The organism is Variovorax sp. PEI5, from assembly GCF_056679935.1.
Genome location: NZ_CM155257.1, coordinates 3360519 through 3384821 on the forward strand (window position 1 = coordinate 3360519; position 24303 = coordinate 3384821).

The 24303-nt window shown below is 69.0% G+C and carries 30 protein-coding genes and 1 tRNA gene; 28 read left to right on the forward strand and 3 right to left on the reverse strand.

Annotation, left to right across the window (positions count from 1 at the left end; genetic code table 11):
- Positions 1-15: 15 nt before the first annotated feature.
- From AC1MLT_RS15345 to tatC, 19 genes are all read left to right on the forward strand, one after another.
- On the forward strand, positions 16-258 hold the full coding sequence (locus AC1MLT_RS15345; RefSeq protein ID WP_481033055.1) for a BolA family protein: 243 nt from the start codon (positions 16-18) through the stop codon (positions 256-258).
- Between the two features lie 77 nt (positions 259-335).
- Positions 336-1619 carry a UDP-N-acetylglucosamine 1-carboxyvinyltransferase gene (gene murA / locus AC1MLT_RS15350; protein ID WP_481033056.1) on the forward strand — a complete coding sequence of 428 codons (1284 nt, stop codon included), beginning with the start codon at positions 336-338 and terminating at the stop codon, positions 1617-1619.
- A gap of 132 nt (positions 1620-1751) precedes the next feature.
- On the forward strand, positions 1752-2402 hold the full coding sequence (gene hisG / locus AC1MLT_RS15355) for an ATP phosphoribosyltransferase (RefSeq protein ID WP_481033057.1): 651 nt from the start codon (positions 1752-1754) through the stop codon (positions 2400-2402).
- A 31-nt stretch (positions 2403-2433) separates the two neighbouring features.
- Positions 2434-3753, forward strand: coding sequence for a histidinol dehydrogenase (hisD, locus tag AC1MLT_RS15360; protein WP_481033058.1), 1320 nt, complete (start codon positions 2434-2436; stop codon positions 3751-3753).
- Positions 3750-4112, forward strand: coding sequence for a hypothetical protein (locus tag AC1MLT_RS15365; RefSeq protein WP_481033059.1), 363 nt, complete (start codon positions 3750-3752; stop codon positions 4110-4112). Before hisD ends, AC1MLT_RS15365 begins: the two co-directional genes overlap by 4 nt.
- Positions 4113-4119: 7 nt before the next feature.
- Positions 4120-5256, forward strand: a complete 1137-nt coding sequence (hisC, locus tag AC1MLT_RS15370) for a histidinol-phosphate transaminase (protein ID WP_481033060.1) — start codon at positions 4120-4122, stop codon at positions 5254-5256.
- Positions 5253-5888, forward strand: coding sequence for an imidazoleglycerol-phosphate dehydratase HisB (gene hisB / locus AC1MLT_RS15375; RefSeq protein WP_481033061.1), 636 nt, complete (start codon positions 5253-5255; stop codon positions 5886-5888). The genes hisC and hisB overlap by 4 nt, the downstream gene beginning before the upstream one ends.
- A gap of 2 nt (positions 5889-5890) precedes the next feature.
- A complete protein-coding gene (hisH, locus tag AC1MLT_RS15380; protein ID WP_481033062.1) occupies positions 5891-6547 on the forward strand; it encodes an imidazole glycerol phosphate synthase subunit HisH in 657 nt (218 codons plus the stop codon).
- A gap of 23 nt (positions 6548-6570) precedes the next feature.
- Positions 6571-7314 carry a 1-(5-phosphoribosyl)-5-[(5-phosphoribosylamino)methylideneamino]imidazole-4-carboxamide isomerase gene (gene hisA, locus AC1MLT_RS15385; protein WP_481033063.1) on the forward strand — a complete coding sequence of 248 codons (744 nt, stop codon included), beginning with the start codon at positions 6571-6573 and terminating at the stop codon, positions 7312-7314.
- A 51-nt stretch (positions 7315-7365) separates the two neighbouring features.
- A complete protein-coding gene (locus tag AC1MLT_RS15390) occupies positions 7366-8556 on the forward strand; it encodes an AAA family ATPase (RefSeq protein ID WP_481033064.1) in 1191 nt (396 codons plus the stop codon).
- A gap of 40 nt (positions 8557-8596) precedes the next feature.
- On the forward strand, positions 8597-9436 hold the full coding sequence (locus AC1MLT_RS15395) for a D-hexose-6-phosphate mutarotase (RefSeq protein WP_481033065.1): 840 nt from the start codon (positions 8597-8599) through the stop codon (positions 9434-9436).
- Positions 9437-9468: 32 nt separating this feature from the next.
- Positions 9469-10248: an imidazole glycerol phosphate synthase subunit HisF gene (hisF, locus tag AC1MLT_RS15400; protein WP_481033066.1), complete on the forward strand. Its 780-nt coding sequence runs from the start codon at positions 9469-9471 to the stop codon at positions 10246-10248.
- 50 nt (positions 10249-10298) lie between these two features.
- Positions 10299-10691: a phosphoribosyl-AMP cyclohydrolase gene (gene hisI / locus AC1MLT_RS15405; RefSeq protein WP_481033067.1), complete on the forward strand. Its 393-nt coding sequence runs from the start codon at positions 10299-10301 to the stop codon at positions 10689-10691.
- A 12-nt stretch (positions 10692-10703) separates the two neighbouring features.
- On the forward strand, positions 10704-11105 hold the full coding sequence (locus tag AC1MLT_RS15410; RefSeq protein ID WP_481033068.1) for a phosphoribosyl-ATP diphosphatase: 402 nt from the start codon (positions 10704-10706) through the stop codon (positions 11103-11105).
- An 11-nt stretch (positions 11106-11116) separates the two neighbouring features.
- Positions 11117-11506, forward strand: coding sequence for a DUF4870 family protein (locus AC1MLT_RS15415; RefSeq protein ID WP_481033069.1), 390 nt, complete (start codon positions 11117-11119; stop codon positions 11504-11506).
- Positions 11496-11855, forward strand: a complete 360-nt coding sequence (locus AC1MLT_RS15420; RefSeq protein WP_481033070.1) for a histidine triad nucleotide-binding protein — start codon at positions 11496-11498, stop codon at positions 11853-11855. The genes AC1MLT_RS15415 and AC1MLT_RS15420 overlap by 11 nt, the downstream gene beginning before the upstream one ends.
- 67 nt (positions 11856-11922) lie before the next feature.
- Positions 11923-12186 carry a Sec-independent protein translocase subunit TatA gene (gene tatA, locus AC1MLT_RS15425; RefSeq protein WP_481033071.1) on the forward strand — a complete coding sequence of 88 codons (264 nt, stop codon included), beginning with the start codon at positions 11923-11925 and terminating at the stop codon, positions 12184-12186.
- A 13-nt stretch (positions 12187-12199) separates the two neighbouring features.
- Positions 12200-12670, forward strand: a complete 471-nt coding sequence (tatB, locus tag AC1MLT_RS15430; RefSeq protein WP_481033072.1) for a Sec-independent protein translocase protein TatB — start codon at positions 12200-12202, stop codon at positions 12668-12670.
- Between the two features lie 65 nt (positions 12671-12735).
- Complete coding sequence (gene tatC, locus AC1MLT_RS15435; protein ID WP_481033073.1) at positions 12736-13536, forward strand: twin-arginine translocase subunit TatC; 801 nt, start codon at positions 12736-12738, stop codon at positions 13534-13536.
- 35 nt (positions 13537-13571) lie between these two features.
- On the opposite strand, the gene AC1MLT_RS15440 is transcribed toward tatC, so the two are convergent.
- Entirely contained in the window at positions 13572-14732 is a 1161-nt protein-coding gene (locus AC1MLT_RS15440; RefSeq protein ID WP_481033074.1) for a Do family serine endopeptidase, read from the reverse strand.
- A gap of 372 nt (positions 14733-15104) precedes the next feature.
- Between AC1MLT_RS15440 and AC1MLT_RS15445 the strand changes: the two genes are divergently transcribed.
- The 9 genes from AC1MLT_RS15445 to AC1MLT_RS15485 all read left to right on the forward strand — a co-directional run bounded on the left by AC1MLT_RS15445 (position 15105) and on the right by AC1MLT_RS15485 (position 22633).
- Positions 15105-16424 carry an MFS transporter gene (locus AC1MLT_RS15445; protein ID WP_481033075.1) on the forward strand — a complete coding sequence of 440 codons (1320 nt, stop codon included), beginning with the start codon at positions 15105-15107 and terminating at the stop codon, positions 16422-16424.
- A gap of 4 nt (positions 16425-16428) precedes the next feature.
- Complete coding sequence (locus tag AC1MLT_RS15450; RefSeq protein ID WP_481033076.1) at positions 16429-17202, forward strand: Nif3-like dinuclear metal center hexameric protein; 774 nt, start codon at positions 16429-16431, stop codon at positions 17200-17202.
- A 5-nt stretch (positions 17203-17207) separates the two neighbouring features.
- A complete protein-coding gene (gene pdxA / locus AC1MLT_RS15455) occupies positions 17208-18269 on the forward strand; it encodes a 4-hydroxythreonine-4-phosphate dehydrogenase PdxA (RefSeq protein ID WP_481033077.1) in 1062 nt (353 codons plus the stop codon).
- A 111-nt stretch (positions 18270-18380) separates the two neighbouring features.
- Positions 18381-18995 carry a ubiquinol-cytochrome c reductase iron-sulfur subunit gene (gene petA / locus AC1MLT_RS15460; protein WP_481033078.1) on the forward strand — a complete coding sequence of 205 codons (615 nt, stop codon included), beginning with the start codon at positions 18381-18383 and terminating at the stop codon, positions 18993-18995.
- A gap of 13 nt (positions 18996-19008) precedes the next feature.
- Positions 19009-20409, forward strand: coding sequence for a cytochrome b (locus tag AC1MLT_RS15465; protein WP_481033079.1), 1401 nt, complete (start codon positions 19009-19011; stop codon positions 20407-20409).
- A 24-nt stretch (positions 20410-20433) separates the two neighbouring features.
- A complete protein-coding gene (locus AC1MLT_RS15470) occupies positions 20434-21189 on the forward strand; it encodes a cytochrome c1 (protein WP_296315764.1) in 756 nt (251 codons plus the stop codon).
- A gap of 100 nt (positions 21190-21289) precedes the next feature.
- A complete protein-coding gene (locus AC1MLT_RS15475; protein WP_481033080.1) occupies positions 21290-21901 on the forward strand; it encodes a glutathione S-transferase N-terminal domain-containing protein in 612 nt (203 codons plus the stop codon).
- Between the two features lie 29 nt (positions 21902-21930).
- Entirely contained in the window at positions 21931-22503 is a 573-nt protein-coding gene (locus AC1MLT_RS15480; RefSeq protein ID WP_481033081.1) for a ClpXP protease specificity-enhancing factor, read from the forward strand.
- Between the two features lie 54 nt (positions 22504-22557).
- Positions 22558-22633 (forward strand) — tRNA-Thr (locus tag AC1MLT_RS15485).
- An 81-nt stretch (positions 22634-22714) separates the two neighbouring features.
- Here the strand turns inward: AC1MLT_RS15485 and AC1MLT_RS15490 are convergent.
- Together AC1MLT_RS15490 and AC1MLT_RS15495 are read right to left on the reverse strand one after the other, a co-directional pair.
- The gene (locus tag AC1MLT_RS15490) at positions 22715-23797 is read right to left on the reverse strand and encodes a DUF4432 family protein (RefSeq protein ID WP_481033082.1); all 1083 of its coding nucleotides are present in this window, start codon (positions 23795-23797) and stop codon (positions 22715-22717) included.
- Between the two features lie 88 nt (positions 23798-23885).
- Positions 23886-24191 carry a DciA family protein gene (locus AC1MLT_RS15495; protein WP_481033083.1) on the reverse strand — a complete coding sequence of 102 codons (306 nt, stop codon included), beginning with the start codon at positions 24189-24191 and terminating at the stop codon, positions 23886-23888.
- Positions 24192-24303 lie beyond the last annotated feature (112 nt).

Genomic DNA, 24303 nt, shown 5'->3' on the forward strand with positions numbered 1-24303 from the left:
GACCTGAATCCATCTATGACCGCTGACGAACTCAAAGACATCATTTCGGCCGACCTGGCCTGCGAGCACATCGCGCTGGAAGGGGATGGGCGACACTGGTACGCGACCATCGTCTCGGCGGAATTCGAGGGGCTTCGCTCGATCCAGCGACATCAGCGCGTCTATCGCACGCTGGGTGCGAAAATGCACACCGACGAGGTGCACGCGCTGTCGATGAAGACCTTCACGCCGACCGAATGGGCGGCCGCACCGCGTTGACACCGGGCCGGAGCCACGCACGGGCTCCGGTTGCTTCCGATACCCGGCCCACGCCTCCTATTCCGCTGGATTTTCTGATGGACCAACTTCTCATTCGCGGCGGGCGCATGCTCGGTGGCGAAGTCTTCGTCTCCGGCGCCAAGAACGCCGCCCTGCCCGAACTCTGCGCCGCGCTCCTGACCGCGCAGCCCGTCACGCTGCGCAACGTGCCGCGCCTGCAGGACGTCTCGACGATGCTGCGGCTGATCCGCAACATGGGCGTGCCGGTCGAGCGCGAGGACGGCGAGGGCGCGGGCGGGGGCACCGTGCGCATCGACGCCGCCGCGCTGACGAACCTGGAGGCGCCCTACGACCTGGTCAAGACGATGCGCGCCTCGGTGCTCGCGCTCGGCCCGCTGCTCGCGCGCTTCGGCCGCGCCAAGGTGTCGCTGCCCGGCGGCTGCGCCATCGGCTCGCGCCCGGTCGACCAGCACATCAAGGGCCTGCAGGCGATGGGCGCCGAGATCTCGGTCGAGCACGGCTACATGCTGGCGCGGCTGCCGGCCGGCCGCCAGCGCCTGAAGGGCGCGCGCATCCTGACCGACATGGTGACCGTCACCGGCACCGAGAACTTCCTCATGGCCGCCACCCTGGCCGAAGGCGAGACCATCCTGGAGAACGCCGCGCAGGAGCCGGAGATCGTCGACCTGGCCGAGATGCTGCTGCGCATGGGCGCCAGGATCGAGGGCCACGGCACCAGCCACATCCGTGTGCAGGGCGTGGAAGCGCTGCATGGCTGCGAGCATGCCGTGGTGGCCGATCGCATCGAGGCCGGCACCTTCCTGTGCGCCGTGGCGGCCGCGGGCGGCGAGGTCCTGCTGCGCCATGCGCGCCCGGACCACCTCGAGGCCGTCATCGACAAGCTGCGCGACGCGGGTTGCGACGTGCGCGCCGTCGAGGGCGGCATCCGCATCGCCTCGGCGGGCGGCGCGACGCTCAGGGCGCAGGCGTTCCGCACCACCGAGTACCCCGGCTTCCCGACCGACATGCAGGCGCAGTTCATGGCGCTGAATTGCGTCGCCCAGGGCACGGCGGCCGTGACCGAGACCATCTTCGAGAACCGCTTCATGCACGTCAACGAGCTGATGCGGCTGGGCGCGGCCATCCACATCGACGGCAAGGTCGCCGTGGTGGAGGGTGGGGCGGCACTGTCGGGCGCGACGGTGATGGCGACCGACCTGCGCGCCTCGGCCAGCCTGGTGATCGCCGCGCTGGTGGCCGAGGGCGAGACGCGGGTCGACCGCATCTACCACCTCGATCGCGGCTACGACCGCATGGAGGCCAAGTTGCGCGGCCTGGGCGCGGACATCGAAAGGCTGTGAGATGACCCCCAGTCTTCGCGCACTTCGTGTCGCTGCGCCAACCCCCTTCCAGGGGGCAATCCTGGCGGCCCGGCGGAGCCGGTTCCGCGGGATTTCCGGCTTTGGGGTCGTGGCTGTTTGGGAGTTGTTCCGATGATCACTTTGGCGTTGTCCAAGGGACGGATTTTTGAAGAGACGATGCCGCTGCTGGCGGCGGCGGGGATCGAGGTCACGGAGGATCCGGAGAAGTCGCGCAAGCTGATCCTGGCGACCACGCGCAGCGATGTGCGGGTGGTGCTGGTGCGGGCCTCGGACGTGCCGACCTATGTGCAGTACGGCGGTGCCGATCTCGGCGTGACCGGACTCGACGTGCTGCTCGAGCATGGCAACCAGGGTCTCTACCAGCCGCTCGATCTGAGGATCGCCGCCTGCCGCCTGAGCGTGGCGGTGCGCGCCGACTACGACTACGCCTCGGCCGTGCGGCAGGGCTCGCGGCTGAAGGTGGCGACCAAGTACGTCGGCCTGGCGCGCGATTTCTTCGCCGGCAAGGGCGTGCACGTCGACCTGATCAAGCTCTATGGCAGCATGGAGCTCGCGCCGCTGACCGGCCTGGCGGACGCCATCGTCGACCTGGTGTCGACCGGCAACACGCTCAAGGCCAACCACCTGGTCGAGGTCGAGCGCATCATGGACATCAGCGCCCGTCTGGTGGTCAACCAGGCCGCGCTCAAGCTCAAGCGCGAGCCGATCCGCCGCATCCTCGACGCCTTCGCCTCGGCCATTCCTTCGAACCCCTCGAAATAAGCGCTCGTTTCCCCATCTCCTTCCCTTCGCCATGACATCGAAAGCCGCTCCCGTCCGCCTGTCCACCGCCTCGGCCACCTTCGAGGCCGACTTCAAGGCGCGGCTGCATTGGTCGGCCGAGGCGGATGCCGCCATCGAGGAACGTGTCGCCGCCATCCTGGCCGACGTCCGGGATCGTGGCGATGCCGCCGTGCTGGACTACACCGCGCGCTTTGACCGCCTCGACGCCACCGACATGCGAGCGCTGGAACTCACCGCCGACGAGCTGCGCGCGGCCTTCGAGTCGCTGCCGGCCGAACAGCGCGAGGCGCTGGAATTCGCCGCCCGCCGGGTGCGCCAGTTCCACGAGGCGCAGAAACGCGCCAGTGGCGAGAGCTGGAGCTACCGCGACGAGGACGGCACGCTGCTCGGCCAGAAGGTGACGCCGCTCGACCGCGTGGGCATCTACGTGCCCGGCGGCAAGGCGGCCTATCCGTCGAGCGTGCTGATGAACGCCATCCCGGCGCACGTGGCCGGCGTCGGCGAGATCGTCATGGTCGTGCCCACGCCCGGTGGCGAGAAGAACGCGCTGGTGCTGGCGGCCGCCCACGTGGCGGGCGTCAGCCGGGCGTTCACGATCGGCGGCGCGCAGGCCGTCGCCGCGCTGGCCCATGGCACCGCGACCATTCCCGCCGTCGACAAGATCACCGGTCCGGGCAATGCCTACGTGGCGGCGGCCAAGCGCCGCGTCTTCGGCACGGTGGGCATCGACATGATCGCCGGCCCGAGCGAGATCCTGGTGCTGGCCGATGGCAGCACGCCGCCCGACTGGGTGGCGATGGACCTGTTCAGCCAGGCCGAGCACGACGAACTGGCGCAGAGCATCCTGCTGTGTCCCGATGCCCACTACATCGATCAGGTGCAGGCCGCCATCGACCGCCTGCTGCCGACGATGCCGCGCGCGGACATCATCGCCGCCTCGCTCGACGGCCGCGGCGCGCTGATCCACACGCGCGACATGGAGGAGGCCTGCGCCCTGAGCAACCGCATCGCGCCCGAGCATCTGGAGGTCAGCAGCCGCGAGCCGCACCGCTGGGAGCCGCTGCTGCGCCATGCCGGCGCGATCTTCCTCGGGGCCTACACCAGCGAGAGCCTGGGCGACTATTGCGCCGGCCCGAACCACGTGCTGCCCACCAGCGGTACCGCGCGCTTCTCCAGCCCGCTGGGCGTCTACGACTTCCAGAAGCGCTCGAGCCTGATCGAGGTCAGCGAGGCGGGCGCGCAGACGCTCGGCCGCGTCGCCGTCACGCTGGCCGAGGGCGAAGGCCTGAGCGCCCACGCCGAGGCGGCACGGCTGCGGCTGCGGCCATGACCTCGCGCCTGGCGCGTCGCGCCGCCGCACTCGCCGCCTGCCTGGTCGCGGCGACGGCCGCGCAGGCGATGAGCATCCGCGAACTGCGCGCGCTCGAGGCCGGTGGAGCGGATGGCCCGGCCCATGCCGGCTACTACCTGGTCGGCGTGGTCGAGGGCCTGCGCGAAGGCGCCGACGCCGCCACGCGGTCCGGCCAGAAGCCGATGTTCTGCGTCGAGGGCCGGCGCCTGGAGCCCGCCATGGCGCGCTCCCTCTACCAGACCGAACTCGCGCGCAACGCCGACAGCTACGAGGCCGACATGCCGGTGCAGCTCGTGCTCGCCGCCGCGCTGCGCACCACCTATCGCTGCACGCGTTGAGAATCCCATGAACGCTTCCATCCCCGATTCCTCCTGCGCACCCGCACCGTCCGGCGCCGCCGGCACCGGGCGCGCCCTCGAGCGCATCCGCGACGACGTGCGCGCCATGCACGCCTATGTCGTGCAGGACGCCGCCCCCGGCGTCATCAAGCTCGACGCCATGGAGAACCCGCACGTCCTGCCGCCGCACCTGCAGGAAGAGCTCGGCCGCCGCCTGGGCGCCCTGGCGATCAACCGTTATCCGGCCAACCACGGCAATGCCGAGCTCAAGCGCGCCCTGGCCGAGCAGGCGCGTCTGCCGCGAGGCTTCGAGCTGATGCTGGGCAATGGCTCGGACGAACTGATCTCGCTCGTCACGATGGCCTGCGACCGGCCCGGCGCCTCGGTGCTGGCGCCGGTGCCCGGTTTCGTGATGTACGGGGTCAGCGCCCAGCTCCAGGGCCTGGCCTTCACCGGCGTGCCGCTCACGGCCGATTTCGAGCTCGATGGTCCGGCCATGCTGGCGGCCATCGAACGCGAGCGGCCCGCCATCGTGCACCTGGCTTATCCGAACAATCCGACGGCCAACCTGTGGGACGACGGGATCGTCGAGCAGGTGGTGGTCGCCCAGGGCGCGCAGGGGGGGCTGGTGGTGATCGACGAGGCCTACCAGCCATTCGCCTCGCGCAGCTACATCGACCGCATCGAGCGCCATGGCCACGTGCTGCTCATGCGCACCCTGAGCAAGTTCGGCCTGGCCGGGGTGCGGCTGGGCTACCTGATGGGACCGGCGGCCCTGATCGCCGAGATCGACAAGGTGCGCCCGCCCTACAACGTGAGCGTGCTGAACTGCGAGTGCGCGCGTTTCGCGCTGGCGCACGCGGCGGTCTTCGAGGCCCAGGCCGCCGACCTGCGCGATCAGCGCGAACGGCTGGTGGAGGCGCTGGGCCGGATGGCGGGCGTGCGCCAGTGGCCGAGCGACGCCAACATGATCCTCATCCGCGTTCCGGATGCCGCAAAGACCTTCGATGGCATGAAGTCGCATGGCGTGTTGATCAAGAACATTTCTAGAATGCATCCCTTGCTGGCGAACTGCCTGCGCCTGACCGTCGGAACGGCCGACGAGAATGCACGCATGCTCGCGGCCCTCGAAGCATCCCTATGAACACACCCACGGCACCCGATGCGGTCGTCACCGCGACGGCCGGCGAGCGCATCGCGGCGGTCACGCGCCACACGGCCGAGACCCGGATCGACGTCCGCGTCAACCTGGACGGCAGCGGCCGCGCCCAGCTCGCCACCGGCATCGGCTTCTTCGACCACATGCTCGACCAGATCGCCCGTCACGGGCTGATCGATCTCGACATCGACTGCCAGGGCGACCTGCACATCGATGGCCACCACACCGTCGAGGACGTCGGCATCACGCTCGGCCAGGCGGTGGCCCGCGCGGTGGGCGACAAGAAGGGCATCCGCCGCTACGGCCATGCCTACGTGCCGCTCGACGAGGCGCTCAGCCGCGTCGTCATCGACTTCTCCGGCCGGCCGGGCCTGCATCTGCACATCCCGTTCACCAGCGGCATGATCGGCACCTTCGACACCCAGCTCGCCTACGAGTTCTTCCAGGGTTTCGCCAACCACGCTGGCGTGACGCTGCACATCGACAACCTCAAGGGCATCAACGCGCACCACCAGTGCGAGACGGTGTTCAAGGCCTTCGCGCGGGCGCTGCGCGCGGCGCTCGAACTCGATCCCCGCTCGGCCGGGGTCATCCCGTCGACCAAGGGATCGCTCTGACCGTGACGACCCGCACCAATTCCGTGGCCGTCGTCGATTACGGCATGGGCAACCTGCGCTCGGTGTCGCAGGCCGTGCGGCACGCCGCCGACCAGGCCGGCGTCGAGGTCTTCGTCACGTCCGATCCCGAGGTGGTGCGGCGCGCGACGCGCGTCGTGCTGCCGGGGCAGGGCGCGATGCCCGACTGCATGCGCGAGCTGCGCGATTCGGGACTGCAGGCCTCGGTGCTCGAGGCCGCCGCGAGCAAGCCGCTGTTCGGCGTCTGCGTGGGCATGCAGATGCTGCTCTCGCGCAGCGAGGAGGGACCCACCGACGGGCTCGGGCTGATCCCGGGCGAGGTCGTCAAGTTCGACCTCGCGGGTCGCCTGCAGCCCGACGGCAGCCGCTTCAAGGTGCCGCAGATGGGCTGGAACCAGGTGCGCCAGTCGCGCGCCCACGCGATGTGGGCGGGCGTGCCCGACCAGGCCTACTTCTATTTCGTGCACAGTTTCTACGCTAGGCCGGCCGAGGCGCGCCATGCCGTGGGCGAGGCCGACTACGGCGCGCCCTTCGCCGCGGTGATCGCGCGCGACAACCTCTTCGCCACCCAGTTCCACCCCGAGAAGAGCGCCGACCACGGTCTGCATCTCTATCGCAATTTCCTCCACTGGAACCCCTGAGACCTCCGCGGTCCGTTCTCCCCATGCTGCTGATTCCCGCCATCGATCTCAAGGACGGCCACTGCGTTCGCCTCAAGCAGGGCGACATGGACCAGTCCACCCTGTTCAGCGAAGACCCCGCGGCCATGGCGCGCAAGTGGGTCCAGGCCGGCGCGCGACGCCTGCATCTGGTGGACCTCAATGGCGCCTTCGCCGGCAAGCCGCAGAACCACGCGGCCATCAAGGCGATCCTGCGCGAGGTCGGCGACGAGATCCCGGTCCAGCTCGGCGGCGGCATCCGCGACCTCGACACCATCGAGCGCTACATCGACGACGGCCTGCGCTACGTGATCATCGGCACCGCGGCGGTCAAGAACCCGGGCTTCCTGAAGGACGCCTGCGTCGCCTTCGGCGGCCACATCATCGTCGGCCTCGACGCCAAGGACGGCAAGGTCGCCACCGACGGCTGGAGCAAGCTCACCGGCCACGAGGTCGCCGACCTGGGCAAGAAGTTCGAGGACTATGGCGTCGAGTCGATCATCTACACCGACATCGGCCGCGACGGCATGCTCTCGGGCATCAACATCGACGCCACCGTCAGGCTGGCGCAGGCGCTGACGATCCCCGTCATCGCCTCGGGCGGCCTGTCGAACATGGCCGACATCGAGCAGCTCTGCGCGGTCGAGTCCGAAGGCGTCGAGGGCGTGATCTGCGGTCGCGCCATCTACTCGGGCGACCTCGACTTCGCGGCCGCGCAGGCGCGTGCCGACGAACTCGCCGACGCCTGAGCCAGGCACTGCCCGCCCGCCTGCTCGCGCTGCGCGCTCCGCGGCCACGGCATGCTCTCCACGCTGGCCATCGCCAACTACCGCTCGCTGCGGCAGCTGAGCGTTCCGCTCGGCCGCCTGACGATCGTCACCGGACCCAACGGCAGCGGCAAATCGAGCATCTATCGCGCGCTGCGGCTGCTGGCCGAAATCGCGCAGGGCGGCGTGATCCGTTCCCTGGTCCGCGAAGGCGGCCTGACGTCGACGCTGTGGGCCGGCCCCGAGCATTTCTCCGGCGCCATGCTGCGTGGCGAGGCGCCGGTGCAGGGTGCCGGCAAGCGCCGCGAGCCGGTCAACCTGCGACTGGGATTCGCCGGGGAGGCGGCCGATGACTTCGGCTATGCGATCGACATCGGCCTGCCACGGCCATCGGCCGATTCCGCTTTCTCACGCGATCCGCAGATCAAGCGCGAGGCGATCTGGTGCGGTCCCATATTGCGCCCGGCCACCCAGCTGGTCGACCGCAAGGGCCACGCGTTGCGCCTGCGCGATGCCGCCGGCGCCTGGAATGCGATCGACCGGCCGGTGCCCAGCTTCGCCAGCATGCTCACCGAATATGCCGACCCGCGCGGCGCGCCCGAGATGCTCACGCTGCGCGAGCGGATGCGGGCCTGGCGCTTCTACGATCATTTCCGCTCCGATGCCGAGGCGCCCGCGCGCTCGCCGCAGCTCGGCACCTACACGCCGGTGATGGCCAACGACGGCGCCGATGTCGCGGCCGCGCTCCAGACCATCCGCGAGATCGGCGATGCCCAGGCGCTCGACCGGGCCGTCGACGATGCCTTTCCCGGCGCGCGCATCGACGTCGCGGTCGGGGACGACCATCGCTTCGAGCTGCGCATGCACCAGCACGGCCTGCTGCGGCCCCTGACGGCGGCCGAGCTGTCCGACGGCACGCTGCGCTACCTGCTGTGGATCGCCGCGCTGCTGACGCCGCGGCCGCCCGGACTGCTGGTGCTCAACGAGCCCGAGACCAGCCTCCACCCCGACCTGCTGCCCGCGCTCGGTCGACTGATCGCGCGAGCGGCGCGGGCCTCGCAGGTGATCGTGGTGTCGCACGCGGTGCGTCTGATCGCGGCCATCGAGTCCGCGTCCGCAGAGGCGCCGCCGGGCTACGTGACGCTGGAGAAGCGGCTCGGCGAGACCCACCTGGCCGAGATCGACGCCCGCGATGTCCCGCCCTGGCACTGGCCGGCGCGCTGAACCTCATGGCCGGCCACCGTGCCCTCCCTAGAATCCCGACATGCCTCTCTCACCGATCGACTTCCGCGGCCAGCCCGCCTTCCGCCTGACCGCGCCCGACGGCGCCAGCTGCACCGTGGCGCTGCATGGCGGTCACCTGTTGTCCTGGATCACGCCCGATGGCATCGAGCGGCTGTACCTGAGCCCGCAGTCCGTGTTCGATGGCCGTGCCGCCATCCGCGGCGGCGTGCCGATCTGCTGGCCGCAGTTCAACCAGCGCGGCCCGCTGGCCAAGCATGGCTTCGCACGCAACGTGCCCTGGCAGGCCGAGGCATTCGACCCGGCGGCGCCGTCGCGCGTCGCGATGCGGCTCGATGCCGACGCCGCCACGCGGGCGCTCTGGCCGCATGCCTTCGGATTGCGGCTGGAGGCGACGCTCGGCGCCGACAGCCTGCGCATCGTGCTGGACGTGCACAACACCGACGCCACCGCCTGGTCGTTCACCGGCGCGCTGCACAGCTATCTGCGGGTCGACGACATCGGCCAGGCACGGCTCGAGGGCCTGCAGGGCGCCCGGCGCTGGGACGCGGTGCGCGATCTGCGCCTGACCGAGTCCGAGGCGGCGCTGGCCTTCGATGCCGAGTTCGACAGCGTCTACGCGGCTCCCGCCGCCGCGCTGCGACTGGTGCAGCCGTCGGGCACGCTGGAGATCGCGCAGTCCGCCAGCTGCACCGAGACCGTGGTCTGGAACCCGGGCCCGGTGCTGGCCGCCCGGCTCGCCGATCTGCCCGACGACGGCCATCGCCACATGCTCTGCGTCGAGGCCGCGGCCATCGACACCCCCGCGCAGCTCGCCCCCGGCGAGCGCTGGCAGGGCTGGCAGCAGCTCACCGTCCTTTGAACTTCCCGCTCCCCCGCACCCCGAATCCGCCCATGCTCGCCAAACGCATCATTCCCTGCCTCGACGTGACCGGTGGCCGCGTCGTCAAGGGCGTCAATTTCCTGGAACTCCGCGATGCCGGCGACCCGGTCGAGATCGCGGCGCGCTACAACGCCCAGGGCGCCGACGAACTGACCTTCCTCGACATCACCGCCACCAGCGACGGCCGCGACCTGATCCTGCCGATCATCGAGGCCGTGGCCTCCCAGGTCTTCATCCCGCTGACGGTCGGCGGCGGCGTGCGCACGGTCGAGGACGTGCGCCGCCTGCTCAACGCCGGCGCCGACAAGACCAGCTTCAATTCCGCCGCCATCGCCAACCCGGGCGTCATCGACGAGGTCTCGCACCGCTATGGCGCCCAGTGCATCGTGGTCGCCATCGACGCCAAGCGCCGCACCGCCGCCGATGCCGCCGAGCGCGGCGCCGGGTGGGACGTCTACAGCCATGGCGGACGCAAGAACACCGGCCTCGACGTCGTGCGCTGGGCGGCCGAGATGGCGCGTCGCGGCGCTGGCGAGATCCTGCTGACCAGCATGGACCGCGATGGCACCAAGAGCGGCTTCGACCTCGAGCTCACGCGCGCCGTGAGCGACGCGGTCGGCGTGCCGGTGATCGCCTCCGGCGGCGTCGGCAACCTCGATCACCTGGCCGACGGCGTGCAGGCCGGCGGCGCCGATGCCGTCCTGGCCGCGAGCATCTTCCACTACGGGGACCACACGGTCGGCGAGGCCAAGGCCCTGATGGCCGCGCGCGGCATCCCGGTGCGGATCTGAGCGCGGGGCCACCCGGCGGCATCGACGCGGTGGTTTGCGACAATCGCACGATGACGAATTGGCTCGACGAAGTGAAATGGGACGCCGCCGGCCTGGTGCCGGTGATCGCGCAGGAGCAGGGCAGCAACGACGTGCTGATGTTCGCGTGGATGAATCGCGAGGCGCTGCAGAAGACGGCCGAGCTCGGCCGCGCGGTGTACTTCAGCCGCTCGCGCGCGCGGCTGTGGTTCAAGGGCGAGGAATCCGGCCATGTGCAGACGGTGCACGAGATCCGGCTGGACTGCGACAACGACGTCGTCCTGCTCAAGGTCACGCAGCTCGGACACGAGCCGGGCATCGCGTGCCACACCGGTCGTCACAGCTGTTTCTTCAGCCGCTACGAGAATGGCCGCTGGGAAGCCGTCGAGCCGGTTCTCAAGGACCCCGAGTCCATCTACAGATAAGACGAGACATCCATGACATCGACGACAGCAGTACCCGACGCGGCCCGCTCCGCCACCGACGCCCTGGCGCGCCTGGCGGCCGTCATCGAGAGCCGCCTGCCCGCGCAGGGCGGCGATCCCGAGACGAGCTATGTCGCCCGGCTCCTGTACAAGGGCCCCGACGCCTTCCTCAAGAAGATCGGTGAGGAAGCCACGGAGGTCGTGATGGCGGCCAAGGATGCCGACCATGGCGGCGACCGGCAAAAAATAGTGAACGAAGTCGCCGACCTGTGGTTCCACAGCATGATCGCCCTGGCGCACTATGGCCTGGCGCCGGGCCAGGTCGTCGACGAACTGGAACGCCGCGCGGGCACCAGCGGCATCGAGGAAAAGGCCCTGCGCAAGGCGCAGGAACGCGCCGCCAGCGAGCAATGAAGGAACCACAGATGGCCCGTGACATCATCGACATCGAACCCGACGGCTCGTTGCGCACCTGGGGCTGGGTCAGCTACGTCCTGCACCTGATCGTGGCCGTGAGCGCCGTGCTGCCTGGTGCGCAGGCATCGATCGCGCTGCTGCTCCTGGCGCTGATCATCGACCTGGTGAAGCGCGGCGAGGCCCAGGGCACCTGGCATGAATCGCACTTCAGCTGGCGCATCCGCTCGGTGATGTGGGCCGGGGTGCTGTATCTGCTGACCTCCTGGCTCTGGCTGCTGTTCTTCGTGCCGGGCTGGATCGCATGGGGCCTCATCTCGCTGTGGTTCCTCTACCGCATCGTCAAGGGCATGTCCCGCATGAGCGCCGGTCGCGCGATGGAGTCCGCCCGTGGCATCTGATCCGAACTGCATCTTCTGCAAGATCATCGCCGGGCAGATCCCGGCGCGGAAGGTCCACGAGGACGACGACGTCTTCGCCTTCCACGACATCGCGCCCTGGGCGCCGGTGCATTTCATGATCGTGCCCAAGCGCCACATCGCCTCGATGGCCCAGCTCTCGCCCGACGATGCCGCGCTGATGGGCCGGATCATGACGCTGGCGCCGCGCCTGGCGCTGGAACAGGGCTGCCGGCCCTATCCGGAAGGCGGTTTCCGCGTCGTCGTCAACACTGGCGCCGAGGGCGGCCAGGAAGTGCATCATCTGCATGTCCACGTCATGGGCGGACCACGGCCCTGGCTGAAGGGCTGATCTCCCGCATCGTCCCGGTGCCATCGTGGCGCCGACTAAAATTCTTCACATTCTTCAGGAGTCATCCATGGGTTCTTTTTCTATCTGGCACTGGCTGATCGTGCTCCTCGTCGTGGTCATGATCTTCGGCACCAAGAAGCTGCGCAACATGGGGTCCGACCTGGGAGGCGCCGTCAAGGGCTTCAAGGACGGCATGAAGGACGGCTCGAGCACCGATGCGCCGGTCGTGACGCCCGCCCCGACCACGCCCACGCCGACCCAGCACGTGACGGGCCACGCTGCCGCCGACAAGTCGACCACCATCGACGTCGAAGCGCGTCACAAGTCCTGATCCGCCGCACGACGTGATCGATCTCGGCATCTCCAAGCTGGCCCTCATCGGTGCCGTGGCGCTCATCGTCATCGGCCCCGAGAAACTGCCGCGCGTGGCACGCACCGTCGGCACGCTGCTGGGCAAGGCCCAGCGCTATGTCAACGACGTCAAGGCCGAGGTCAACCGCTCGATGGACCTCGACGAGCTGCGCAAGATGAAGGATTCGGTGCACGACGCCGCGCGCGAAGTCGAGCAGTCGATCCATTCGGGCGCGAGCGACTTCGAGAAGCAGTTCTCCGAGAGTGGCCAGACCCTGTCGGCACTGGCCGAGCCCGAGGTGCCCTACACGCCGGTCATGCCGGTCTACAAGCACCCGCGCAAGAACTGGCGCCTGAAGCAGGGCGCCACGCCCCAGTGGTACAAGGCCCGCAACGGCGTGCGCACCAAGGCGCTTTCCGGTGCCGCGCGCGTCGCCCGCTTCCGGCCGCACAAGATCAACTAGCCACCCCAGGCCGGGCCGGTCGCTGCGACCCGCGGCGCCGGTGTCACCGCCCGCAGCGCTCTCCCATGGCCGACTCCACCTCCAAAGACAAAGAAGACGAACTCGCCGGTACGGAGCAGCCTTTCGTGCAGCACCTGGTCGAGCTGCGCGACCGCCTGCTCTACTGCGTCTACGGCCTCGCCGTGGCCGCGGCGCTGCTGGCGATCTGGCCCGGCCCGAGCGGGCTGATCGACCTGATCGCGGTGCCGATCCGCGCCCACATGCCGCACGATGCCAAGCTCATCGCGATCGGCGTGTTCTCGCCGTTCTTCGTGCCGTTGAAGGTGCTGGGCATGACGGCGGTGCTGCTGGCGCTGCCCTGGCTGATGTACCAGATCTGGATGTTCGTGGCGCCCGGCCTCTACAGCCACGAGAAGAAGTTCGCGCTGCCGCTGATCTTCTTCGGCAGCCTGCTGGCCTACATGGGCATCGCCTTCGTCCAGTTCTTCGTGCTGGACAAGATGTTCGGCTTCATCCAGCGCTTCACGCCGGCCTCGGTCGCCGCCACGCCGGACATCGCGTCCTACGTGGAGGCGATCCTGTCGCTCTACATCGCCTTCGGCTGCGCCTTCCAGGTGCCCATCGTGGTGATGCTGCTGGTGCGCTTCGAGATGGTCACGATCGAGAAGCTGCGCAGCTTCCGGGGCTACTTCATCGTGCTGGCCTTCGTCGTCGCGGCGGTGCTGACGCCGCCCGACGTGGTGTCGCAGCTCGCGCTGGCCGTGCCGATGTGCCTGCTCTACGAGATCGGCATCATCGCGGCGCGCTACTTCGTCAAGCACAGCAAGACCCCCGCGGACAGCACCGACCTGACGACGCGGCCCTGAGCCGCGAGGCCGGTCGTCCCGCGGGCCGGCGCGTCCTATTCGATCTCGGTCGGGTTGCGGCGCGCCTGCGTCTTCGGGCGCAGGCCGGGATTGACGTTGAGTTCCATCCGGTCGCTGCCGCGCTGCAGCGCGAAGCGGGCGTCGATGCCAGGCTTCAGCCCGGCCACCGCGGTCAGCAGTTCCTGCACGTTGTCGACCTTCTTGTCACCCACGCTGGTGATGACGTCGCCGGGCCGGATGCCGGCCCGGGCGGCCGGGCCGTTCTGTAGCACGCCGGTGATGATCACACCCGCGTTGGCCTTGACACCGAAGGTCTCGGCCAGTTCGGGCGACAGGTCGTTGGGCTCGACGCCGATCCAGCCGCGCGTGACCTTGCCCTCGGTCACGATGTCGCTGAGCACCTGCTTGGCCATCGAGACGGGGATGGCGAAGCCGATGCCCATGCTGCCGCCCGAGCGCGAGTAGATGGCGGTGTTGATGCCCTCCAGATTGCCATTGACGTCGACCAGCGCACCGCCGGAGTTGCCGGGATTGATCGCCGCGTCGGTCTGGATGAAGTTCTCGAACATGTTGATGCCGAGCTGGTTGCGGCCCAGCGCCGAGACGATGCCACTGGTCACCGTCTGGCCGACGCCGAACGGATTGCCGATGGCCAGCACCTGGTCGCCGACCTGCAGCGCATCGGAATTGCCCAGCACGATCACCGGCAGCTTGTCGAGCTCGATCTTGAGCACGGCGAGGTCGGTGTCGGGGTCGGTGCCGATCACCTTGCCACGCGCGTGGCGGCTGTCGTTGAGGGTCACGTCGATCTCGTCGGCGCCATCGACCACGTGGTTGTTGGTCAGGATGTAGCCATCGGCACTGACGATCACGCCGCTGCCCAGTCCGACCTGCGGCTGGTCGTTGCCCTGGTCGCCGAAGAAGAAGCGGAACCACGGGTCGTTGCTGCGCGACTGGCGCTGGGCCGCCTTGCTGGTGTTGATGCTGACCACCGCCGGTGCCGCCTTCTTGGCCGCGGCGCTGAGACTGCCCGCGGCGATGGTGTTCGGGGCGGTGGCCGGCGCTTCGATGACCGGCACCATGCCGCCCAGTGATGTACGCCGGTTGAGCCACTCGGGCCGGAGCGTCGCGACGACGAAATAGGCCGCCAGCAGGACGGTGACGGTTTGGGCGAACAGCAGCCAGGTGCGCTTCATGGACGGAGGATCGGAGAGATGGGACGGGAGGGGCGTGGGCCGCGACGACATGCCGGGGTCGGACGGCGATCCTGGCCGGGCGGGTCGCGCGGGGTCGTGATTGTCTCTCAAGGCACCTGGTGGAGCACGTGCCGCTTACGCTTCGCCACAAGACCCGCCCGGCTCGTCGAATCAGTGGAAACCCTAGAATCCTGCCCTTTCTGAAGCCGGCGGTCCCACAGGACGTGCCGGTGCGGGACCGCTCCCATCCGGAGTCCGGCCCGCTTCGCATCCGGGCGCCGGTCCGCCGGCGCCGCGAGCGCATCCCTGCTTGCATCGTCGTCCGCTTCGCCGTTCTTCCGTCCACCCGCTTCCATCCCGGGCCTCCATGCCATGACCGCCACTGTTTCCGCCGCTCCACCGGCATCGCCGGCGCGCACGCTCGACGCGCGCGACTACAAGACGCTCGCGCTGTCCGCCCTGGGCGGCACGCTCGAGTTCTACGATTTCGTCATCTACGTGTTCTTCGCCACCGTGCTGGGCGCGCTGTTCTTTCCGGCCGACATGCCCGACTGGCTGCGCCAGCTGCAGACCTTCGGCATCTTCGCGGCCGGCTACCTGGCGCGGCCGCTCGGCGGCATCGTGATCGCGCATTTCGGCGACCTGCTGGGCCGCAAGCGCATGTTCACGCTGTCGATCTTCCTGATGGCGGCGCCCACGCTGGTGATCGGCCTGCTGCCGACCTACGCCAGCATCGGGGTGGCGGCACCGCTGCTGCTGCTGGCCATGCGCACGCTGCAGGGCGCGGCCATCGGTGGCGAGATGCCGGGCGCCTGGGTGTTCGTCGCCGAACACGTGCCGCGCCGGCGCTATGGCTTCGGCATCGGCACGCTGACCTCCGGCATCACCGGCGGCATCCTGCTGGGATCGCTGGTGGCGGTGTTCATCAACACCCACTACACGCCGGCCGAGGTCGCCGGCTTCGCCTGGCGCGTACCCTTCATCCTCGGCGGCGTGTTCGGCCTGTTCTCGGTCTACCTTCGCCGCTTCCTGCACGAGACGCCGGTGTTCCAGGAGCTGGCCGATCGCCGCAGCGTGGCGCGCGAGCTGCCGCTCAAGACCGTGCTGCGCGAGCATCGCGGACCGGTCCTGTTCGTCGGGCTGCTGACCTGGGTGCTGTCGGCCGCCATCGTGGTGGTCGTGCTCTACACGCCGACCTACCTGCAGAAGGTGCATCGCGTGCCGGCGGCGCTGGCGCTGGAGGCCAATGCCGTCGCCACGCTGATGCTCACGATCGGCTGCATCGTGGTGGGCTGGGCGAGCGACCGCATCGGCACGCGCGCGACGATGCTGATCGGCTGGGGCGGGCTGCTGGTCACCACCTGGCTCTTCTACGGCAGCCTGCCGGGCACGCCGGCCTCGCTGTTCTGGCACTACGGCCTGGTGGGCCTGTTCGTGGGCACCATCGCCACGGTGCCGATCGCCGCCGTGCGCGCCTTCCCGGCGCCGGTGCGCTTCACCGGACTCTCGTTCGCCTACAACATGTCCTATGCCATCTTCGGCGGCCTGACGCCGGTGATCCTGACGGTGTGGCTGCAGAAGGATCCGATGGCGCCGTCGCACTACGTGAGCGCGCTGGCGGTGATCGGCCTGCTGCTGGCCCTGCTGCCCATCGCCGGGCGCGGCTACCCGATGCACGCCGCGCGACAATGACGCCATGAGCACGACCCGACACGAACTCCTGCACGCGTTCGACCTCCTGCTGGCGCCCGCGCGCTTCAAGGACTACGGCCCCAACGGCCTGCAGGTGGAAGGCCGCACGACGGTGCGGCGCATCGTGTCGGGCGTGACCGCCAGCCAGGCGCTGATCGAGGCGGCCATCGAGGCCGAGGCCGACGCGATCTTCGTGCACCACGGCCTGTTCTGGCGCGGCCACGACGGCCGCGTGACCGGCTGGATGCGCCGACGCCTGGGCCTGCTGCTGGGCCGCGACATCAACCTCTTCGCCTATCACCTGCCGCTGGACGCGCATCCCGACCTGGGCAACAACGCGCAGCTCGGCCTGCAGCTGGGCCTGGTGGCGCACGCGGGCGCCGCGGGCCGCTTCGGCGAGCAGGACCTGGGCTTCATCGGCCAGCGTGCCGACGGCGGCGTCTTCGCCGACGCGGCGGCCCTGGCCTCGCACGTCGAGCAGGTCCTGGGTCGCCAGGTCATCCGGGTCGACGGCGGGCGCCGCCCGATCCGCACCATCGCCTGGTGCAGCGGTGGCGCGCAAGGCTACTTCGAAGCCGCCATCGCGGCCGGGGCCGATGCCTTCATCACCGGCGAGATCTCGGAGCCGCAGGCGCACTACGCGCGCGAGACGGGCGTGGCCTTCCTGGCCGCCGGCCACCACGCGACCGAACGCTATGGCGCGCCCGCCGCCGCCGCCCACGTGGCCGCGCAGCTGGGCGTGGCGCACCAGTTCATCGACATCGACAATCCGGCCTGAACCCCATGAAACCCATCGCCATCACACTGGGCGACCCGGCGGGCATCGGGCCGGAGATCATCGCCAAGGCATTCCGCGACGCGCCGGAACTGACGCGTGGCTGCTTCGTGGCCGGCGACGTGGCGACGCTGCGCGCGGCATGCCGGCTGCTGGCCGCACCGGGTAGGCCGGCACCGCCGGTGGCCGTGCTCGACGACATCGGCGATGTCGCCCGGGTGCCGCCGGATTGCGTGCCGGTGCTGCAGGTCATTGCGCCGCCACAGGGCATCGTGCTCGGTCGCGTCAGCGCCGCCGCCGGCCGGGCGGCCGGCGCCTGCGTCGAATGGGCGGCCCGGGCCGCGCTGGCCGGGGACATCGCCGCCATCGTCACGGCGCCGCTGCACAAGGAGGCGCTGGCCGCCGCCGGCTATGTCTTCCCGGGCCACACCGAGCTGCTGCAGGCCGAGGCCGCGGCGCACCGGGGCGTGCCGGTGGCGCGGATGCCGGTGCGCATGATGCTGGCCAACGACGAGCTGCGCACCGTGCTGGTCAGCATCCACATGTCGCTGCGCCAGGCGCTCGACACGCTCGACACGCCGGGCGTGCTGGAGACGATCCGCATCGCGCATCGCGCGCTGGGCACCGCGCTCGGACGCGCGCCGCGCATCGGCGTCGCCGGGCTGAATCCGCATGCGGGGGAGGGCGGGTTGTTCGGCACCGAGGAGCGCGACATCATCGGCCCCGCCATCGCCGCGGCGCGCGCCGAGGGCATCGATGCCCTCGGCCCGCACGCGCCGGACACGGTCTTCATGCGGGCCCGGTCGACATCGCGGCATCCGGGCGAGTTCGACGTCGTGATCGCGATGTACCACGACCAGGGGCTGATCCCCGTGAAGTACCTGGGTGTCGACAAGGGCGTCAACGTGACGCTCGGCCTGCCGCTGGTGCGCACCAGTCCCGACCACGGCACCGCGTTCGACATCGCCGGCAGCGGCCGCGCGGATGCGGCCAGCCTGATCGAGGCCGTGCGCATGGCGCGCGCGCTGGTGCCGTCGCTGCCCTCGGTCGACGACGTCTCGGAGCCCTGAAAGAGCGTTTTCCGGGGGCTTCCACGGGGGGTCGGCGCGTTGAATCGGCCGGGAACGCTCCGCTACAATCTTCGGTTGACCCCAGGCCCAGCGAGAAGATTGAGGACCCCCATGAGTGACATCCCTGTCGGCGCCCCCAAGATCGACAAAAGCAAGAGGACATGGTTGATCGCTTCCGGCTGCGCTGGCGCGGTGGGTGGGGTGGCAACGGCAGTCCCGTTCGTCAGCACCTTCCAGCCATCGGAGAAGGCCAAGGCCGCCGGCGCCCCGATCGAGGTCGACATCGGCGGCATGCAGGTCGGCGAGAAGCTCACGGTCGAGTGGCGCGGCAAGCCGGTCTGGATCCTGAAGCGTTCGCCGGCGCAGATCGCCGAACTCTCCAAGCTCGACGGCCAGCTCGCCGATCCCGATTCCAAGCGCAATCCGGCCGAGTTCACGCCCGAGTACGCCCGCAACACCGGCCGCTCCATCAAGCCCGAGGTGCTGGTGGTCGTCGGCATCTGCACCCACCTCGGCTGCTCGCCCATCGACCGCCTCCAGTCCGGTCCGCAGCCCTCGCTGCCCGACAACTGGGAAGGCGGATTCCTCTGCCCGTGCCACGGTTCGACCTTCGACCTCGCCGGCCGCGTCTTCAAGAACAAGCCCGCCCCCGACAACCTGCCCGTGCCGCCGCACATGTACATGAGCGACACGCGACTGCTCATCGGCGACGACAAGAAGGCCTGAGGAGACCCGCGACATGGCTGACTACCACGAGATTTCCCCCAACGCCCCCGGTGGCGAACGGCTGCTGAACTGGGTCGACAACCGGTTCCCCCTGACCAAGCTCTGGAAGGAGCAGTGGGGCAACTACTACGCGCCGAAGAACTTCAACTTCTGGTACATCTTCGGCTCGCTCGCGATGCTGGTCCTCGTGATCCAGATCGTGACCGGCATCTTCCTGGTGATGCACTACAAGCCGGATGCGGCCCAGGCCTTCGCCTCGGTCGAATACATCATGCGCGATGTCCCCTGGGGCTGGCTGATCCGCTACATGCACTCGACCGGCGCCTCGGCGTTCTTCGTCGTCGTCTACCTGCACATGTTCCGCGGCCTGATCTACGGCAGCTACCGCAAGCCGCGCGAACTGATCTGGATCTTCGGCTGCGCGATCTTCCTCTGCCTCATGGCCGAGGCCTTCATGGGCTACCTGCTGCCCTGGGGCCAGATGAGCTACTGGGGCGCCCAGGTGATCGTGAACCTGTTCGCCGCCATTCCCTTCGTCGGCCCCGACCTCGCGCTCCTGATCCGCGGCGACTACGTGGTGAGCGACGCCACGCTCAACCGCTTCTTCAGCTTCCACGTCATCGCCGTGCCGCTGGTGCTGCTCGGCCTGGTGGTGGCGCATCTGATCGCGCTGCACGAGGTGGGATCCAACAATCCCGACGGCATCGAGATCAAGGCCAACCGCGGTCCCGACGGCCATCCGGTCGACGGCATTCCCTCGCATCCGTACTACACCGTGCACGACATCTTCGGCGTGGTGGTGTTCCTGACGATCTTCTCGGCGGTGATCTTCTTCGCGCCCGAGATGGGCGGCTATTTCCTGGAATACAACAACTTCATCCCGGCCGACTCGCTCAAGACGCCCAACCACATCGCACCGGTCTGGTATTTCACGCCCTTCTATTCGATGCTGCGCGCCATCACCAGCGAGATGATGTACGCGCTCATCGCCTGCGTGGTGGCCGGTGCCGTCTTCGGCGTCTGGAAGGCCCGCCTGCCCAGCATCTTCAAGGGCGCCATCGTGGTGGCGGCCGTGGTGGTCTGCGCGCTGATGCTGTCGATCGACGCCAAGTTCTGGGGCGTCGTGGTGATGGGCGGCGCCGTCATCATCCTGTTCTTCCTGCCATGGCTCGACCACAGCCCGGTGCGTTCGATCCGCTATCGCCCGAGCTGGAACAAGATCCTCTATGGCGTCTTCGTCGTCAACTTCATCGTGCTGGCCTACCTCGGCGTGCAGCCGCCATCGCCGCTGGGCGAACGCGTCTCGCAGATCGGCACGCTGTTCTACTTCGGCTTCTTCCTGCTCATGCCGTGGTGGAGCCGACTGGGCGAGTTCAAGCCGGTGCCGGACCGCGTGACCTTCGCCGCGCATTGAGTCCCCAGCCCGGAGCCCACAAGAATGAAGAAACTGATCCTCACGCTGATCGCCGCATTCGGCATCGCCACGGGTGCGCAGGCCGCCGAGGGCGGCATCGCCTGGGACAAGGCGCCCAACCGGACCAACGACCTGGCGTCGCTGCAGAACGGCGCCAAGCTGTTCGTCAACTACTGCCTGAACTGCCACTCGGCGGCCTTCATGCGCTACAACCGCCTGCAGGACATCGGCATCTCGGAGCAGCAGGTCAAGGACAACCTGCTGTTCACCACCGACAGGGTCGGCGAGACGATGAAGGCCAACATCGATCCGCGCCAGGCCAAGGAATGGTTCGGTGCCAATCCGCCCGACCTGACCCTGGTGGCGCGCTCGCGCGCCGGCCATGGCGGCAGCGGCGCCGACTACCTCTACACCTACCTGCGGACCTACTACCGCGACGACACCAAGGCCACGGGCTGGAACAACCTCGCGTTCCCGAGCGTGGGCATGCCGCACGTACTGTGGGAACTTCAGGGCGATCGCCGGCCGGTCTACACCAAGGTCGAGCAGCATGGCCACGAGGTCGAGGTCTTCAAGGGCTGGGAACAGGTCACGCCGGGCAAGATGACGCCGCTGCAGTTCGACCAGGCCGTGGGTGATCTCGTCAACTACCTCCAGTGGATGGCCGAGCCGGCCCAGAACACGCGCGTGCGCGTCGGGGTGTGGGTGCTGCTGTTCCTGGCCATGGCCCTGGTCTTCGTCTGGCGCCTCAACGCCTCCTATTGGAAAGACGTCAAGTAGCATTTCGATATCGACTGGCCCCGCGCTTTCCGCGCGTCCGGTCCCTCAGAGTGGGTTGCCTGCGCGACCCACTCTTTTTGATTTTTAGGAGTCTTTCGCCATGATGGTTCTGTATTCAGGTACGACCTGCCCCTTTTCCCACCGCTGCCGGTTCGTCCTGTTCGAAAAAGGCATGGACTTCGAGATCCGCGACGTCGACCTCTACAACAAGCCCGAAGACATCGCCGTCATGAACCCGTACGGCCAGGTGCCGATCCTGGTCGAGCGCGACCTGATCCTGTACGAGTCGAACATCATCAACGAGTACATCGACGAGCGCTTTCCGCATCCGCAGCTGATGCCCGGCGATCCGGTCGACCGGGCCCGCGTGCGCCTGTTCCTGCTCAACTTCGAGAAGGAGCTGTTCGTCCACGTCGCCGCGCTCGAGAACCGCAGCGCCAAGGGCAACGAGAAGGCCCTGGAGAAGGCCCGCGCGCACATCCGCGACCGCCTGACGCAGCTCGCGCCGGTGTTCCTGAAGAACAAGTACATGCTGGGTGACAACTTCTCGATGCTCGACGTCGCCATCGCGCCGCTGCTCTGGCGCCTCGACTACTACGGCATCGACCTGAGCAAGAACGCCGCGCCGCTGCTGAAGTACGCCGAGCGCATCTTCTCGCGCCCGGCCTACATCGAGGCGCTGACGCCATCCGAGAAGGTCATGCGCAAGTAAGCGCGTTCGCGATTCGAGATCCTTCCTCCATGATCAACGCGCCCGAGCTGTCCTCCACCCGCCCGTACCTGATCCGGGCGCTCTACGAATGGTGCACCGACAACGGCTTCACGCCCTATGTCGCGGTGCAGGTCGACGATAGCGTCCAGGTGCCGCGCGAATACGTCAAGAACGGCGAGATCGTGCTCAACGTCAGCTTCGACGCGACCAGCTCGCTCAAGCTGGGCAACGATTTCATCGAGTTCAAGGCGCGTTTCGCGGGCACGGCGCGCGAGATCATGGTGCCGGTGGGCAACGTGATCGCGATCTATGCGCGCGAGAACGGGCAGGGCATGGCCTTCCCAGCCATGCCGCCGGCTCCGGCCGCGGGTGCCGACGTGCCCCTCGCATCGCCGGGCAGCGCGTCGACGTCGCGCGTGCCGCTGCGGGATGCATCGCGTGGCACCGAGGGCGATGCCAACAACGTCGTCCATCTCGTCGGCGCCGATGCGTCGGCGGAAGGCGGTCCGTCCACCGGAGACCCCGATGGCGCGCCGGACGACGAACCCCCGCGGCCGCCGTCGACCACCGGCGCGAAGCCCTCGCTCAAGCGCGTCAAGTAGCGCTGCCGTCGTCGGCCGGGCCCCGGTGCCCGGCCCGCTAGAATCCAGTTCCGTGCCGCTTTAGCTCAGTTGGTAGAGCAACCGCCTTGTAAGCGGTAGGTCGTCAGTTCGATTCCGACAAGCGGCACCACCTCCTTCCCCCGCTCTTTCGCTCTCCCGCCTTCCCGTCCTCCATGCCGCGGCCCTGCCTCGGCGCGCGATGCGACAGGGCTCAGGCGCGATCCAGGCACTGGTCGATGTGCCTTTCCATGCGTGCCGCCTCCGGCGCGGTCAGGGCGCCCAGCCGCATGTCGATGCGCCAGGTCGCTCCGCCAGCCAGATCCACCACGCGCCCGTGGGCCTTCTCGGCCGAGTAGCCCTCCACGCCGGAGGTCGCCGGCATCGACAGGCCGATGGCGTCCTGCTCGGGGGTCCGGCACAGCCAGCGCGAGGCGATCGGCGCCTGCTGCGGGCGATGCGCGGCATAGTCGGCACGGCCGTCCGGATGCACCTGCAGGGCGTGGGCCCAGCCCTCGGCATCGGCCACCATGTCGATCGCGAAGACCACCTCCGGGTCGTAGGCCGCTCCGGCCTCGAGCCGGTGATGCGCCTCCGGTCGCGCTGCCAGCGCCTCCAGCAGTTCGGCATAGCCCGGCTGCGGCTTGATGTGGCTGGGCACCGACCTGCGCACGCGCACCGCCTCGGGGGTGTAGGGCGCGCTGTAGACCAGCCGGGCGCCGTCGATGGGACGGAAGTTCGAATGCCCGAGGTAGAGCAGGTCCATGGCGCCGCGCTTGCGGTTGTGCACTTCCAGCGACACGTCCAGCAGGGCCGAGTCGCGACGCATCGCCGTGCGGGCGGTCGCCAGATAGTCGGTCGAGAAGGCGACCGCGTGCCGATAGACGCTCTCGATGCACAGGCTGCCGTCGGCCTCGTCGATCACGAGCGTGGCCCGGTCGAACGCGGCATTGGGCAGTTCGCCGTGCAGGGGATGGGTGTCGTGCGGGCCCGGCGCGCCCATGCCGGTGACGCCGCAGTGCAGGAAGAAGGCGCCATAGGTGCGCAGGTAGTCGGTGCTCCTGGCCGGTTCGTCGAACAGGGAGCGCATCGCCAGTTCGCGGCCGTCGAAGGTCGCGCGCCAGATCTGCTGGCCGCGGAACGGCAGCACCACGATGTGACCGCGTTCGTTGCGCAGGCGCAGTCCCTCGACGCCGGAATCGAACCGGAAGGTCGAGCATTCGAAACCCGGCGCCGTCGCCAGCACGTGTTCGCGTTCGCCGAACATGGCGGGGCGCAGGTCGATACGTATCGTCATGGGAACTCAGGGATCCGTTGGAGAGGGGATCGTGATTCTCGTCGCGCGCAGGCGGCCGGGCGGGGCCCGGCGGCCGATGCCCCGGCGCCTAGCGTCGCGTCTGCACCTTGAGGCGGATGCTGGTCACCTCCCAGCCCTTGGCCCGCAGGCGCGTCACGAGCCTGGGGGTGAGCTGGCGCAGCTTGGCGGCCGCGGCGCTGCCCTGCACCAGCAGGCACCAGACATCGCCCTCGGCCGGGCCGGCCTGCACCGCGGCACGCATCTCGGCCGGGATCAGTTCCTCGATGGCGCGCAGGCGCTCGTTCACGTCGCGCGCGCGGGCGAGCAATCCGGCCAGTGTCGGGGAGCCATCGGCGGCCTGCTGCAGCGTGAAGGGTTGGAAACGGCGGTTCACGGAAATGGACAAGGGGGTCAGATGGCTAAAATGCCCGGTTCGCCGGCGCTCGGCACCCGCGCGGAGCGCTTGCTTTAATTCGAAGCGGGCCCACCTGCTTTCACCGTATCTT